Here is a 13,742-nt window from a genome sequence, read left to right as displayed (position 1 = left end):
GCCGATGAGGACCGTCATGAAGACTCCGCTGATCGTGATGCTCGCATCGCTTCCGCTTGCAGGCTGCATCAGCTTCGGCGCCAAGCCGCCGCCCTCGTTGCTGACGCTCCAGGCGCAATCGGCGCCGGATATCGGCCAGACGCAGGATTCGGCCCGCGCCAAGTCGATCACGATCCAGGTGCCGACCTCGCCGCAGGAACTGGCGACCGCCCGCGTGCCGGTGCAGGAGGATGCGACTAGCATCGCCTATGTGAAGGATGCGCAATGGGCCGAGCCGCCCGCGCGCCTGTTCGCGCGATTGATGGCGGATACGATGACCGCACGGGCGGGCCGCGTCGTCCTGTCGGCGCGGGAATCGGTCGGTGATCCGGGCGACCGCCTGGCGGGTGAACTGCGCCATTTCGGCATGGACGCCACCCGCCGCGACGCGGTGGTGACGTTCGATGCCGCGCTTCAGCGTGACGGCCAGACCGGGATCGAGAAGCGCCGCTTCGAGGCGCGCGTGCCGGTCGACAAGATCGATGCGGGCAGCGTCGGCCCCGCGCTGAACCAGGCCGCGAACCAGGTGGCGCAGCAGGTCACCGACTGGGTGGGGCGGTAACGCGCAATCCTCCCCGACACGGGGAGGGGGACCATGCGAAGCATGGTGGAGGGGGATCGCCGCAAATGGCATCCTTTGTGGAAGCCCCCCTCCGTCAGCGCGTTGCGCTGCCACCTCCCCGTATCGGGGAGGATTTCGGTTTTCGTTGGAACAAAGTCCTTCCAAAAAATTGTGTGACCAAATGACGGAAATTTCCGTCGGCCGTCACAATTTGCGACATAAACGCACTGGACGGGGCAGTAACGGCACGGCACGTTCCCGGCCATGAAGCCTCGCGCCCGCGTCCTTCTCCTGGGCCCCGCCGTCCTGTCCGGCTGTACGGTCGGACCCGATTATCATCCCGCTGCGCCGAACGCGCTGGGGGTGCCCGCGACATGGTCGGTGCCCGCCGCCAATGCGCAGGCGCAGGACCTCAGCCGGTGGTGGCGATCGTTCAACGATCCGCTGCTGGCCGAACTGGTCGAGCAGGCGGTCGTCGCCAACACCGATGTGGTCCAGGCGGTCGCCCGGCTGCGCCAGGCGCGCGAAAGTCTGATCCAGAGCCGCGCGTCGCTGCTGCCCACGGTGTCGGGTTCGACCGGCTATCAGCGCAACGAGAATTTGCGTGGCGGCGGACGCAGCTTCACCCTGCCTGACGGCACGGTCGTCGATACCGGCGCGGGCGGCAGCAACAGCTTCACCGTGGGGCTTTCGGCCAGCTACCAGGTCGGTCTGTTCGGCGAGGTGCGTCGGACCGTCGAGGCGACGCGCGCTACTTATGAGGGCGCGGGGTTCAGCTATGCCGCGACGCTGCTGACCGTCGAGAGCGAGTTGGCGCGCAATTACGTGCTGGCTCGCGCCTATCAGGCGCAGCTCGCCAATGCGCAGGCCAGCCTGGGCCTGCAGGACGACAATCTGGAAATTGCGGGGTTCCGGGTGCAGGCGGGCTTGGTCTCCTCGCTCGATGCCGAACAGGCACGCGGCCAGCGGGCGCAGACCGCCGCGACCATCCCCTCGATCGAGCAGCAATATAATGCCGCCGTCTCGCGGCTGGGCGTGTTGACCGGCCAGGCGCCCGGTGCGGTCAAGGCGCGGCTGGCGGCGGTGCGGCCGATCCCGCAGGGCCCGGCGGTCATCGGTGCCGGCATTCCGGCCGACATCCTGCGCCGTCGTCCGGACGTGCGCGCGGCCGAGCGCAATCTGGCCGCGGCAACGGCGCGGATCGGCGTGGCCCAGGCGGCGCTGTATCCGGCGCTGGCCATTTCGGGGAACATCAACACCGCGGCGACCAGCCTGGGCTCGCTCGGCAACGCCATCACCGGCAGCCTGTTCGCCGGACTGACCCAGGCGATCTTCAACGGCGGCAGGCTGCGCTCCCAGGTTCGCAATGCGCAGGCGCTCACCGACCAGTCCTATGCCGCCTATCAGGGCACCGTGCTGCTCGCGCTGGAGGATGTCGAGAACGCCATCGTCGCGCTCAACACCGCCCGCGCGCGCGAACGGCAGTTCGCCATCCAGCTTGATGCCGCGCGCAACTCGGCGATCCTGGCGCGTAGCCAGTATCGCACCGGCCTGACTGACTTCACCACCCTGTCGCAACAGGAAGCCGCGCTGCTCAGCGCGCAGAACGGATTGGTGCAGGCCCGCTCCGACGCTGCGACCGCGCAGGTCCAGCTGTTCGCCGCACTTGGCGGCGGATGGGACGACACCACCATACCCCAAGCCCCGCTCCAAGCCCCACTCCAAGCAACGCCTCGCGCGACAACCCCGGATAACCGCTGATGGCCGACCAGACTCTCGACGATTTCCTGGGCGTCAAGCCACAGCCGCGATGGCGCAAATGGGTGCAGTGGGGCGTCGTGATCCTCGGCGTCGTGCTGCTTGCGCTGCTGCTCAAAAGCTGTTTCGGCGGCACCAAGGAATCCGAGTTCGCCACCGCACCGGTGACGCGCGGCGACCTGACCGTCACCGTGTCGGCCACCGGCAAGCTGGCCCCGACCAACCAGGTGACGGTCGGCTCGCAGCTGTCGGGCCTGGTGACGAAGGTCGTGGTCGATGTGAACGACCGGGTGCAGGCGGGCGAGGCGCTGGCGCTGATCGACCCGGAACAGATTGACGACCAGATCCGCGCCGCACAGGCGACGCTGGCCGCCAACACCGCACAGGTGGCGCAGGCGCGTGCGACGGTGGCGGAGTCGCAGGCACAGCTCGCCCGGTTGGAACAGGTCTATAAGCTGTCGAACGGCCGGGTGCCGTCGGCCACCGAGCTGCAGGCGGGCCGCGCCGATGCGCAGCGTGCGATCGCGGCGCAGCGCGTGGCAGAAGCGAACGTCGCCGCCGCCCGCGCACAGCTGGCCCAGTCGCAGACGCAGCGCCAGCGCGCGATCATCCGCTCGCCCGTCTCCGGCGTGGTGCTGGCGCGCCAGGTCGATCCGGGCCAGACGGTCGCGGCGTCGTTCAACACGCCGACCCTGTTCGTCATCGCCGAAGACCTGACCAAGATGAAGCTGGAGGTCGCGATCGACGAGGCCGATGTCGGCGAGGTCAAGGTCGGGCAAAAGGCCAACTTCACCGTCGACGCCTTTCCGGGGCGGACCTTCCCGGCGACGATCACCCGTGTCGACCTGGGATCGAACCTGACGGTCAGTGCCGCGACCTCGTCCACCTCCTCGACCGCCAGCGCGACCGCGTCGACCGGGCAGGTGGTCAGCTATGCCGCCGACCTGACCGTGGCGAACCCCGATCTGCAGTTGCGGCCCGGCATGACCGCGACCGCCGATATCGTGACCTCGGACAAGCGCGGCGTCATGCTGCTCCCCAATGCCGCGCTGCGGTTCCAGCCGTCCGACGGCGCGGCCCAGGGTGGCGGCGGTATTGCGGGGTCGCTGACCTTCCGCCCGCGCCGCGATCGTGCGGCCCGCACCGCGACGGTGCAGCGCGGCGCGACCCAGACCGTCTATGTGCGCGGCGCCGACGGCAAGCCGCAGCCGGTCCAGATCGTGACGGGCGACACCAACGGGTCGATGACCGAGGTGCTGTCGGGCGGGCTGAAGCCGGGGATGCAGGTCATCACCGGCCAGCTGGCGGCGGGCGAGCAAGCACGCTCGGGCGGCGGCCAGGGTCGCCAGGGTCGTACCGGCGGCGGTCAGGGAGCAGGCGGTGGCCGCTGATGCGCCCCTGATCAGCTTGCGCGGCGTCACCAAGACCTATGGCATGGGGGCGACCCAGTTCCAGGCGCTGAAGGGCGTCGACCTGGACATCGCCGCTGGGGACTTCGTCGCCGTGATGGGCCCGTCGGGTTCGGGCAAGTCGACGACAATGAACATCCTGGGCTGCCTGGACGTGCCGAGCGGCGGCCACTTCCTGTTTCGCGGGCATCCGGTCGAGACGCTGGACCGCGACCAGCGCGCGATGCTGCGGCGGCGCTATCTGGGCTTCGTGTTCCAGGGGTTCAACCTGTTGTCGCGCACTACCGCGCTCGAGAATGTCGAACTGCCGCTGCTCTATCGCGGCGAGGACAAGAAGACGCGGCGCGATCTGGGCATGGCGGCGCTGGAAAAGGTCGGCCTCGACAAATGGTGGGACCATACGCCCGCCGAACTGTCGGGCGGGCAGCAGCAGCGCGTGGCGATCGCACGCGCCATCGTCACCAGCCCCGACGTGCTGCTGGCCGACGAGCCGACCGGCAATCTCGATTCCGAACGCTCGGTCGAGATCATGGAGCTGCTGACCGGACTCAATCGCGACAGCAACATCACCGTCCTGATGGTCACCCACGAACCCGACATGGCGGCCTTCGCGCGCACCGTGATCCATTTCAAGGACGGGCTGGTCGATCGGATCGAGGCGCAGCATCGGCCGGGCGTGGTGCCGGAAATGGCCCCGTTTGACAGAGATGGTATTTGATGTTCGGCACCACGCTCATCCTCGCCATCCGCTCGATCCGGCGACACGTGCTGCGCTCGTTCCTGACGACGCTAGGCATCATCATCGGCGTCGGCGCTGTCGTGACGATGGTCACGCTGGGCAAGGCGACGACGGCGGCCGTGCAGCAGTCGATCTCGTCGCTGGGCACCAACATCCTTCAAGTGCGCCCCGGCCAGGGCTTCGGGCGTGGTGGCGGCGGCCCGCGTCCGCCCGACTTCAAGCCCGAGGACGTGTCGGCCATCGCCGAGCAGATTGCGGGCGTCACCGCGGTCGCACCCCAGGCACAGTCGACCGCGACGGCGATTTACGAAGGCGCCAACTGGTCGACGACGGTCACCGGTACGACGCTGGCCTATTTCACCGTCCAGCCCTGGCCGCTGGCGTCGGGGCGGCTGTGGACCCCGGCCGAACAGGCGGCGGGCAAGGCGGTGTGCATCATCGGCAATACCGTGCGCAAGAACCTGTTCCCCAGCACCGATGCGGTCGGCAAGCGGTTCCGCATCGGCGCGATCAGTTGCGACGTGGTGGGTGTGCTGACGACGCGCGGGCAGGGCGGTTTCGGCGACCAGGACGACGTGGTGCTGATGCCGATCAAGGCGGTGCAGCGGCGCTTCACCGGCAATCGCGACATCCGCCTGATGCTGGTCGGCGTGGACCAGGCCTATTCGACCAACGCGGTCCAGGCCTCGCTGACCGATCTGCTGCGCGAACGGCGCAACATCACCGGCGACAAGGCCGAGGACTTCAACATCTTCGACACCAAGCAGATCAGCGACACGCTGACCAGCACGACGACCATGCTGACCCGGATCGTCGCGGCGGTGGCCGCGATCAGCCTGGTGGTCGGCGGCATAGGCATCATGAACATCATGCTGGTGTCGGTGACCGAGCGGACGCGCGAGATCGGCATCCGCCTGGCGATCGGTGCGGTCGCACGCGAGGTGCTGATGCAGTTCCTGGTCGAGGCGGTCGTGCTGTCCTGCTTAGGCGGGATCATCGGCCTGATCCTGGCGCAGGCGATCATCGCCCTGCTGGTGCCCCTCATGCAGGTGCCCTGGACCTTCGACCTTCAGATCAACATCATCGCCTTTGCGATCTCGGCGGTGATCGGGGTGGTGTTCGGTTACTTCCCTGCGCGCCGGGCCGCGGCGCTCAATCCGATTGACGCGCTACGGCACGAGTGATCGTGCGTTCGGGGGCGTGGACCAGCTGACGCAGGCGTTCCAGATCCTCGGGCGTGTCGATGTCGATCAGCTCGGCGGGGGCGGTGACGACATGGCGTCCGCCCGCGACCAGCTTGCGCCCGCCCTCGTCGCCTTCCAGCTTCAGGAGGTCGTCGAACCGGCCCGATCCGAAGACGCCCGGCGGGGTGGGGTGTTCGCCATTGCTCGACACGACCACCGAGTCCGGCCCCTCAAAAGCGTCGAACAGGCGGTGGATATGCGCCGCCGTCACGCGCGGCATGTCGGCCAGCGCGATCAGGATAGCCTTCGGCGAGGTCTTCATGGCTTCGCGAATGCCCAGATGCAGCGAATGCGACATGCCCTTGGCGATCTCATCATTGTGGATGACGTGATAGCCGCGTGACGCGAAGTCGAGCTGGCATCCGTCGGTCACCACGATCCGGTTGGCAAAGGGGATGCTCTCCAGCGCGGTGGTGACGTGATAGCCGACCGGCTTGCCTAGAAACTCGACCTCCAGCTTGTTCTCTACCCCGAACCGGCTCGACTGGCCCGCCGCCAGCAGGACCAGAACCACATCTTCAGCGTCGATCATGAAAGGCTCCTATCATCGCCGCCGCGATCGACAGCGCGATCTCGGACGGGCCGATCGCCCCGATGTCGAGCCCGACAGGGCCGTCGATCCGCTCGACCGCTTGCGAGGAAACGCCCATCGCCGCCAGACGCTCCCGCCGCGCGGCATGGCTGCGCCGACTGCCCAGGGCACCGACATAGGCCGCGTCGGTGGCGAGCGCGGCGACCAGCGCGGGGTCGTCGATCTTGGTGTCGTGGCTCAGCGTCACGACGGCGGTGGCGGGGCCGGGGCGATAGGCGGCGACCGCCTCGTCCGGCCAGCGATCGTCGAGCGTCACGCCGGGGAAGCGTTCCTCGGTCAGGAAGCGCGCGCGTGGGTCGATGACGGTGGTGGCGATGCCCAATGTCTGCGCCAACTGCGCCAGGCTCTGCGCGATCTGCACCGCGCCGACGATCAGCAACCGGCGGGGCGGGTCGTAGCGGTTGGCGAAGACCTCGCCGGTTTCGATTGGGCGCAAGTCCGCATGGCCGGTCGCCAGGTCGGTGGTGACGGTCAGTGACTGGCCTGCGTCACGCGCCTCGGCGATCCGGTCGAACAGTTCGGGGTCGAACCCGTCCGCCGACACCGGTTGCACCATCACCGCGATCTCTCCGCCGCAGGGCAGGCCGACTTCCCAAGCCGAGGCGTCGGCGACGCCGTAACGCTTGAGCTGGAAGGGCGCGCCGCCGATCACCTCGGCGGCGGTGTGGAGGATGTCGTTCTCGACGCAACCGCCCGACACCGACCCTTCGAACCGGCCATCGGCGTGGACCAGCATGTGGCTGCCACGCGGACGCGGTGCCGACCCCCAGGTCGACACCACGGTCGCGATCGCCATCTTCTGCCCACGCCATTCCTGCGCGGCGGCCAGAATCCGATCATTGTCGCTCATCAAAGCGCGGGCAAGTGATCGAGCAGCTTGTCGAGCGTTACCGGCATCTCGCGTACCCGCACGCCGGTGGCGTTGTAGATGGCGTTGACCACCGCCGGAGCCGCGCCGGAAATGCCCAGCTCACCGATCCCCTTGGCGTGGATCGGATTGGCATGGATGTCCCGCTCGTCGAGGAAATGAACCTCCAGCTGCGGCACGTCGGCGTTCACCGGCACATGATATTCGGCGAGGTCGTGGTTTACCAGCTTGCCGGTGCGCGGGTCATGGATCAAATCCTCGGTCAGCGCGGTGCCGATGCCGAAGGTCATCCCGCCCAGGCACTGTGAGCGCGCGGTCTTGGCGTTGAGCACACGCCCCGCCGCGAACACGCCCAGCATCCGCCGGACGCGCACCTCGCCGGTGACGACATTCACACCGACCTCGGCGAAATGCGCGCCATAGCCCGCCTGGCTATACTGCTTTTCCTGCGCGCCCGGCTTGATCTCACCGATCGCGGACAGGGGTTTGTCGCCGACCAACTCGCCGATCGGCACCGAGCGATTGTCGCCGATCGCCATGCCGTCCTTCAGGGTGAGGCCATCGGATTCGACGCCCATCGCCTTGGCCAGCTTTTCGCGCACGCGTTCGGCGGCGAGGTATACCGCCGAGCCCGCCGAAGCCGCTCCCCAGGACCCGCCCGAACCGGCCGCAGGCGGATCGTTGGTGTCGCCCAGCGCCATCGTCACCCGCTCGACCGGCAGACCCAGAATTTCGGCGGCGATCTGCGCCATGATCGTATAGCTGCCCGTGCCGATATCGGTCATCGCCGAGGACACGGTGGCCGTGCCGTCGGGGTGCAGCTCGACCTTGGCCGCCGACTGCTGCAACTGGTTCGATCGGCAGGCGGCGGCGACGCCCATGCCGATCAGCCAGTCGCCTTCACGCCGCTGGCCCGGCGCCTGGCGCTGGTCCCAGCCAAAATGCTTGGCGCCCTCCTCCAGCGAGCGGGTGAGCTGGCGCGAGGAGTAGGGGACCTTGAGTTCGGGATCCTGTTCGGGATCGTTGACCTTGCGCAAGGCGATCGGGTCCATGCCGATCGCCTCGGCCAGTTCGTCCATGGCGCATTCCATGCCGATCATGCCCACCGCCTCGCCCGGCGCGCGCATCGAGCCGGAAAGCAGCCAGTTCATCGGCACGATGTCATGGTTGATCCGCCGGTTCTCGCCCGCATAGAGGAAATGGGTGCCGATCCCGACAGGCTCGAAATAAGCCTCGCCCGGCAGGTTGGAGGTGAGCGACTCCTGGCCCAGCGCGACGATCCGTCCGCCCGCTTCCGCGCCCAGGCGCATCCGCTGTTCGGTGTTGGAGCGGCGAACGGTGGCGTCGAACACCTGCTGGCGCAGCATGACGGCCTTGACCGGGCGGTCCAGCCGCTTGGCGGCAATGGCGGCGGCGACGCTTTCGGGCGCGATGCCCAGCTTCGATCCAAAGCCACCGCCGATATAGCGTGCGATGATCCGCACCTTGGACGAGGACACGCCCAGCGACTTGGCAAGCTGTTGCGCGTCCGAAGTCGGCATCTGATAGGCGCCGTACAGCGTCAGGGCGCCGTCTTCCCACACCGCGATCGAGGCATGGGGCTCCATCGCCGCCGAATTCTGGCTGGGGGTGGTGTAGGTCACGTCGATCTTGACCGGCGCATTCTCGAACGCCTGGTCGAAATCGCCCTGGTCGTAATGACCCTTGATCAGGCCGTCGGGCGCGGGTTCGGCCTTGTCGCGATTGGCCTCGTAATCGAAGGTGCCCTCGAGCGGCTCATACTCGACCTTCAGCCGCTTGGCCGCGTCGCGCGCGACCTCGAAGCTCTCGGCAACGACGATCGCGATGATCTCGCCGAAATAGTCGACCTGCTTCACGCCCTGGGTCGGGGCACCGGTCTCGCCGCCCTGCTGCGGGTTGCGCAGGAAGGTGGCATAATCGGTGATGACGTCAATCACGCCGGGGATCGCCTTCACCGCATCGGCGTCGATCGACTTGATCCTGGCATGGCCCGTGGTCGCGCTGACCAGCACCCCGTGGGCAAGGTTCTCGATGGCGTACTCGGCGGCATAGGTGGCGGTGCCCGTCACCTTTTTCGGCCCGTCCACGCGGTCGAGCGGTTTGGAGATCACCCCCTGCACGCCCGTGTCGAGCAGGCTGTCGGGGTGCGGCTGATTCATGGTCAGCGAATGCGTGTCGTCCTTGCCGAATCCGAACATGGGATCAGCCCTCCTGCGTCAGTTCACGGAGCGTCGCGATCAATGTGCGGCGCGTCAGCGGAATCTTGAAATCGTTCGAGCCATAGCCCCTCGCGTTGGCGAGCAGCGCATCGGCGGCCGCGTTGAAGGCGGCATCGGTCGCCTCCTGCCCGACCAGCGCGGCCTCCGCCGCCTCGTCGCGCCACGGCATCGGCCCCAGCCCACCAAAGGCGAGGCGCGCCGAGGTGATCCTGCCGCCCTCCACCGCGATGATCCCGGCGATCGAAATCAGTGCGAAGGCGTAGGAGGCACGGTCGCGGACCTTGCGATAGGTCTGGCGACCTTCGGGCGCGGGCGGCAGTTCGACATGGGTGATCAGTTCGCCCGGTTCCAGGACGTTCTCGATCTCGGGGGTGCTGCCCGGCAGGCGGTAGAATTCGCCGATCGCGATCCGGCGGCGGTCGCCGTCGGGCTTCTGGGTGATGATCACCGCCTCCAGCGCGCGCATGGCGACCGCCATGTCGCTGGGATGGGTAGCGATGCACTGGTCCGAGGTGCCGAGGATCGCCAGGATGCGATTCTCGCCGCCGATCGCCGAACAGCCGCTGCCCGGCTCACGCTTGTTGCAGGGGGTGGCAGGGTCGTAGAAATAATAGCAGCGCGTCCGCTGGAGCAGGTTGCCGCCGGTCGACGCCTTGTTGCGCAACTGCCCCGAGGCACCCGCCAGCAACGCACGCGACAGGACCGGATAACGCTCGATCACACGCGCATCGGCGGCGAGGTCGCTATTGGGCACCAGCGCGCCGATGGTCAGGCCGCCATCCTCGCGCTCCTCGATCTCGGTCAGCGGCAGGCGGCTGATGTCGATCAGTGTCTCGGGCGTCTCGACCTGCAATTTCATCAGGTCGAGCAGGTTGGTGCCGCCCGCGATGAAGCGCGCGCCGGGCGCTGCCCCGTCGCGGGTGGCGGTGGCGACCGAATCGGCGCGGGCATAATCGAACGTCTTCATGCCGCGACCTCCCGGCCGACCTGTTCATTGGGATTGCGGTCGCCCTGTCCCGCCACGTCGCGGATCGCGTCGACGATATTGGGATAGGCGGCGCAGCGGCACAGATTGCCGCTCATCCGCTCGGAGATTTCCTCGACCGTCAGTTCGGCCGCGCCCAGGTCTTCGGTGACATGGCTGGGCCAGCCCTTCTTCACCTCGTCGAGCATCCCGACCGCCGAGCAGATTTGCCCGGGCGTGCAATAGCCGCATTGAAAGCCGTCATGCCGCACGAATGCGTCCTGCAGCGGATGGAGGTTGCCGGGCTGGCCCAGTCCCTCGATCGTCGTGATCTCGTCATCCTGGTGCATCACCGCCAGCGTCAGGCAGCTGTTCACCCGGCGGCCGTTGACCAGCATCGTGCACGCGCCGCACTGGCCGTGGTCGCACCCTTTCTTGGAGCCGGTCAGGCCCAGATGCTCGCGACAGAGATCGAGCAAAGAGGTGCGAACATCGACCTCGATGTCATGCGATTGACCATTGATTGTGAAATGCATCGCGCCATCCCTTTGGGATTACAGTTGGATGAACAAACGCCATGACTTGCGCACGTTTCCCGTTGCGAACCACTCTCATTGCCGTCTCGCTGGTCTTGGGGCAGTCTGAGGCCATGTCCGCCGAACCCCATACGCCGTTATCCTCGCCCTCGCTTTCCTCGCCTATCGTCATCGCGCATCGCGGGGCGAGCGGGGAACGTCCCGAGCATACGCTGGCCGCCTATGATCTCGCGATCCGCGAGGGCGCGGACGTGATCGAACCCGATCTGGTGCCGACGAAGGACGGCCATCTGGTCGCGCGGCACGAGAACGAGATTTCGGGCACCACCGATGTCGCGGCCCATCCCGAATTCGCCGATCGCAAGACGACCAAGACGATCGACGGCCAGACCGAAACCGGCTGGTTCACCGAGGACTTCACCCTGGCCGAGCTGAAGAGCCTGCGCGCCCGCGAACGCCTGCCGCAGCTGCGCTCAACCGCCTATGACGGGCAATTCCAGATCCCGACGCTGGAGGAGATCATCACGCTCGCCAAGCAGCGGTCGAAGGAGACGGGGCGGACCATCTCCATCTATCCCGAGACCAAGCATCCGACCTATTTCGCATCGATCGGCAAGGGCACCGACGCGCCGCTGGTCGCCGCGCTCGAGAAGGCCGGGTGGAAGACGGCGGACGCGCCGGTCTTCATCCAGTCGTTCGAGGTGAAGAACCTACAACATCTGAAGACGATGACCGGCATCCGCCTGATCCAGCTGGTCGCGGGCGAGGGCGGTCCGGCCGACGCCGCCGCGCCGACCTACGCCGCGATGATGACGCCCGAGGGGATGAAACAGGTCGCGACCTATGCCTGGGGGATCGGGCCGGACAAGGCGATGTTGTGGAAGGGTGATGCGCCCTCGACGCTGGTCGCGGATGCCCATGCGGCGGGCCTGCGGGTCCACCCCTGGACCTATCGCGCGGAGAACCAGTTCGTGCGGGCGGCTTTCCGCAAGGGTTCGGATGCCAAGGCGCATGGCGATGTGGCGGGCGAAATCCGCGCCGCGCTGGGCCAGGGCATCGACGGTTTCTTCACCGATTTCCCGCAAATCGGGGTAGAAACGCGCAACGCTTTTTTGCGCGCCCGCTGAAAGAACCCCAACGACCATGCGTAACCTCGTCCTGAAGCTCGCCGTCCTGACCCTGCCGCTGACCACCGGAGGCTGCGTCAAGACGGTGGCCAGTGTCGTGAAGGCACCGTTCCAGGCGGCGGGGCAGGTGGTCGACTGGACGACGACCAGCCAGTCGGAGGCCGATCGCAATTACGGCCGCAAGATGCGCAAGCAGGAGGCCAAGGAAGGCCGCGCGCGCCGCGAGTATGAGAAGCAGTGCCGCAAGCATCCCGAACAGTGCCAGCAGCAGGGCCAACAGCCCAGCCAGCAGGGCTATGACGGCTATCGCGCCGGTTACTGATCGCTGACCGGTGGCGGCCATCCGGCGAGGATGGTCGCCACCGCCGCCAGCACCTGCGGCCGGTGCTGCACCCATAAATGGCTGGAGCGGACCTCGACCGCCGGGGTCGCATCGTCGCGACAGATGATCCCGGCGACGAGCCCGTCGCTCCGGCTCCAGATCGCGGCGGAGGGGCAGGGGAGCGGCCCCGCGATCGCCGCCGATCGGGCGATCACCGCCGGATCATCCACCCGCTCGCCGGTCAGATGCTCGAAGGCGCGCCAAACATTGGTCGCCCGCGCCGGGCCCGCATAGGGCGAGGCGATCGTGATGACCCCCGCGACCAGATCCGGCCGGGCCTGCGCCACCATGCGTGCGATGATCCCGCCCAGGCTGATGCCGATCAGTGTCACTGGGCCGGTATCGGCCAGCGACTCCAACCGCGCGATCAATCGCTCGGCTTCTCGCCCGACGCTGCGAATGCCCAGATTGCGGCCCAGTCCCCAGCCATGCACCCGGTAGCCCTTGCCGGTCAGGTATCGGCGCAGGACGACCGTGGCCCGGTCGCTGTTGACCAGGCCGGGCAGCACCATCAGCGCCCGCCCGTCGCCGCGCGGCGCGGCGGCCAGCTCGGCCCGGTGTCGCCACCAGGTCGCACCCATCCACAAGGCGCGCGGCAATTCGGCGGCCCAGAGCGCTTTCGACGGCGGCGGGGTCACAGCCACCGCATCACCGTCCATGGAAAGGGCGTCCACCAGCCCATCCGCACCCCCGCCGCCGCCAGCGCATCGCCGGTCCAGTTGTTGCAGGTATGCGCGGCGCTGTAGCGCCCCCTTGCCTCGTAAAAGGCGTCGTACACGTCATAACCCGGACCATGCGGCCCGCCGCGTTTCCAGCTTGCCTGGATAAAGCCGACCAGCTTGCGATAGGCCTGAGGCGACAGCCGGATCATGCGGACATCGTCGCCATTGGCGCGCGGCAACGGCAGGTGATCGACATGGATCAGCGTCCGGTCGCTGCCCAGCGCCGCGTGCACGATCGTGCCGGGCTTCACGTCGCGCCAATGCGGCGTCTCGCGAAAGAATCCCGCTTCGCCCCAGCCGATGGCGAGGAAGGGAAAGCCCGCATAGCGTGGGTCGCGCAGGTCCTGCGGCGGTGCCCAGTCGCGCCAGTCCACCCCCGCTGCCTGCTTCGGCACGATGATCGCGGTGTGGACCGCGCTCGACTCGACGAAGATGGTGACGGCATCCGCGCCCGCCGCGGGCATTGGCGCGCTCGCCCGCGCTATCATGCCCAGCGCCAGCCCCAGAGTGAAATAACCGAACAGGATCAGGCCGATCGCAGCCAGCATCCCCCTTGCAAC

General features: G+C 67.6%; 14 protein-coding genes. 7 read left to right on the top strand and 7 right to left on the bottom strand.

Going from position 1 to position 13,742, the window contains the following annotated elements; all coding sequences use genetic code 11:
- Nucleotides 1-16 precede the first annotated feature (16 nt).
- The 5 genes from U1703_RS10745 to U1703_RS10725 all read left to right on the top strand — a co-directional run bounded on the left by U1703_RS10745 (nt 17) and on the right by U1703_RS10725 (nt 5,691).
- Complete coding sequence (locus tag U1703_RS10745; protein ID WP_332785676.1) at nt 17-601, top strand: ABC-type transport auxiliary lipoprotein family protein; 585 nt, start codon at nt 17-19, stop codon at nt 599-601.
- A gap of 264 nt (nt 602-865) precedes the next feature.
- Nucleotides 866-2,362, top strand: a complete 1,497-nt coding sequence (locus tag U1703_RS10740) for an efflux transporter outer membrane subunit (protein ID WP_332785675.1) — start codon at nt 866-868, stop codon at nt 2,360-2,362.
- Entirely contained in the window at nt 2,362-3,750 is a 1,389-nt protein-coding gene (locus U1703_RS10735; RefSeq protein ID WP_332785674.1) for an efflux RND transporter periplasmic adaptor subunit, read from the top strand. Before U1703_RS10740 ends, U1703_RS10735 begins: the two co-directional genes overlap by 1 nt.
- Nucleotides 3,740-4,486, top strand: a complete 747-nt coding sequence (locus U1703_RS10730) for an ABC transporter ATP-binding protein (RefSeq protein ID WP_332785673.1) — start codon at nt 3,740-3,742, stop codon at nt 4,484-4,486. Before U1703_RS10735 ends, U1703_RS10730 begins: the two co-directional genes overlap by 11 nt.
- Complete coding sequence (locus U1703_RS10725; protein ID WP_332785672.1) at nt 4,486-5,691, top strand: ABC transporter permease; 1,206 nt, start codon at nt 4,486-4,488, stop codon at nt 5,689-5,691. Before U1703_RS10730 ends, U1703_RS10725 begins: the two co-directional genes overlap by 1 nt.
- Here the strand turns inward: U1703_RS10725 and U1703_RS10720 are convergent.
- From U1703_RS10720 to U1703_RS10700, 5 genes are read right to left on the bottom strand one after another with little or no spacing between them, the layout of a single operon-like run.
- Entirely contained in the window at nt 5,660-6,283 is a 624-nt protein-coding gene (locus U1703_RS10720; protein ID WP_320451692.1) for a nucleotidyltransferase family protein, read from the bottom strand. The two genes, U1703_RS10725 and U1703_RS10720, sit on opposite strands and share 32 nt — an antisense overlap.
- Complete coding sequence (locus U1703_RS10715) at nt 6,270-7,193, bottom strand: XdhC family protein (RefSeq protein ID WP_332785671.1); 924 nt, start codon at nt 7,191-7,193, stop codon at nt 6,270-6,272. The genes U1703_RS10720 and U1703_RS10715 overlap by 14 nt, the downstream gene beginning before the upstream one ends.
- Entirely contained in the window at nt 7,193-9,430 is a 2,238-nt protein-coding gene (locus U1703_RS10710) for a xanthine dehydrogenase family protein molybdopterin-binding subunit (RefSeq protein WP_332785670.1), read from the bottom strand. Before U1703_RS10710 ends, U1703_RS10715 begins: the two co-directional genes overlap by 1 nt.
- Before the next feature lie 4 nt (nt 9,431-9,434).
- Complete coding sequence (locus tag U1703_RS10705; RefSeq protein ID WP_332785669.1) at nt 9,435-10,418, bottom strand: FAD binding domain-containing protein; 984 nt, start codon at nt 10,416-10,418, stop codon at nt 9,435-9,437.
- Entirely contained in the window at nt 10,415-10,951 is a 537-nt protein-coding gene (locus tag U1703_RS10700) for a 2Fe-2S iron-sulfur cluster-binding protein (RefSeq protein ID WP_320451696.1), read from the bottom strand. Before U1703_RS10700 ends, U1703_RS10705 begins: the two co-directional genes overlap by 4 nt.
- 113 nt (nt 10,952-11,064) lie before the next feature.
- Between U1703_RS10700 and U1703_RS10695 the strand changes: the two genes are divergently transcribed.
- Together U1703_RS10695 and U1703_RS10690 are read left to right on the top strand one after the other, a co-directional pair.
- Nucleotides 11,065-12,078, top strand: coding sequence for a glycerophosphodiester phosphodiesterase (locus U1703_RS10695; RefSeq protein ID WP_332785668.1), 1,014 nt, complete (start codon nt 11,065-11,067; stop codon nt 12,076-12,078).
- Nucleotides 12,079-12,094: 16 nt separating this feature from the next.
- Nucleotides 12,095-12,400: a hypothetical protein gene (locus U1703_RS10690; RefSeq protein WP_332785667.1), complete on the top strand. Its 306-nt coding sequence runs from the start codon at nt 12,095-12,097 to the stop codon at nt 12,398-12,400.
- Here the strand turns inward: U1703_RS10690 and U1703_RS10685 are convergent.
- Both U1703_RS10685 and U1703_RS10680 read right to left on the bottom strand, forming a co-directional pair.
- A complete protein-coding gene (locus U1703_RS10685) occupies nt 12,394-13,134 on the bottom strand; it encodes an alpha/beta hydrolase (RefSeq protein ID WP_332785666.1) in 741 nt (246 codons plus the stop codon). The genes U1703_RS10690 and U1703_RS10685 overlap by 7 nt on opposite strands.
- Nucleotides 13,095-13,730 (bottom strand): TIGR02117 family protein, encoded by a 636-nt coding sequence (locus tag U1703_RS10680; protein ID WP_332785665.1) that lies wholly within the window; start codon nt 13,728-13,730, stop codon nt 13,095-13,097. The genes U1703_RS10685 and U1703_RS10680 overlap by 40 nt, the downstream gene beginning before the upstream one ends.
- Nucleotides 13,731-13,742: the final 12 nt, after the last annotated feature.

Origin of the sequence: Sphingomonas flavida, assembly GCF_036663655.1 — a bacterium.
In the GTDB taxonomy this organism is placed as follows: domain Bacteria; phylum Pseudomonadota; class Alphaproteobacteria; order Sphingomonadales; family Sphingomonadaceae; genus Sphingomonas.
This window is presented reverse-complemented; position numbering and strand designations above follow the sequence as displayed.

Coding starts and splice junctions, on each gene's coding strand:
- U1703_RS10740 (WP_332785675.1), top strand. CDS start 866: ATGAAGCCTCGCGCCCGCGTCCTTCTCCTGGGCCCCGCCGTCCTGTCC.
- U1703_RS10715 (WP_332785671.1), bottom strand. CDS start 7,193: ATGAGCGACAATGATCGGATTCTGGCCGCCGCGCAGGAATGGCGTGGG.
- U1703_RS10720 (WP_320451692.1), bottom strand. CDS start 6,283: ATGATCGACGCTGAAGATGTGGTTCTGGTCCTGCTGGCGGCGGGCCAG.
- U1703_RS10700 (WP_320451696.1), bottom strand. CDS start 10,951: ATGCATTTCACAATCAATGGTCAATCGCATGACATCGAGGTCGATGTT.
- U1703_RS10710 (WP_332785670.1), bottom strand. CDS start 9,430: ATGTTCGGATTCGGCAAGGACGACACGCATTCGCTGACCATGAATCAG.
- U1703_RS10735 (WP_332785674.1), top strand. CDS start 2,362: ATGGCCGACCAGACTCTCGACGATTTCCTGGGCGTCAAGCCACAGCCG.
- U1703_RS10680 (WP_332785665.1), bottom strand. CDS start 13,730: ATGCTGGCTGCGATCGGCCTGATCCTGTTCGGTTATTTCACTCTGGGG.
- U1703_RS10745 (WP_332785676.1), top strand. CDS start 17: ATGAAGACTCCGCTGATCGTGATGCTCGCATCGCTTCCGCTTGCAGGC.
- U1703_RS10725 (WP_332785672.1), top strand. CDS start 4,486: ATGTTCGGCACCACGCTCATCCTCGCCATCCGCTCGATCCGGCGACAC.
- U1703_RS10690 (WP_332785667.1), top strand. CDS start 12,095: ATGCGTAACCTCGTCCTGAAGCTCGCCGTCCTGACCCTGCCGCTGACC.
- U1703_RS10695 (WP_332785668.1), top strand. CDS start 11,065: ATGTCCGCCGAACCCCATACGCCGTTATCCTCGCCCTCGCTTTCCTCG.
- U1703_RS10705 (WP_332785669.1), bottom strand. CDS start 10,418: ATGAAGACGTTCGATTATGCCCGCGCCGATTCGGTCGCCACCGCCACC.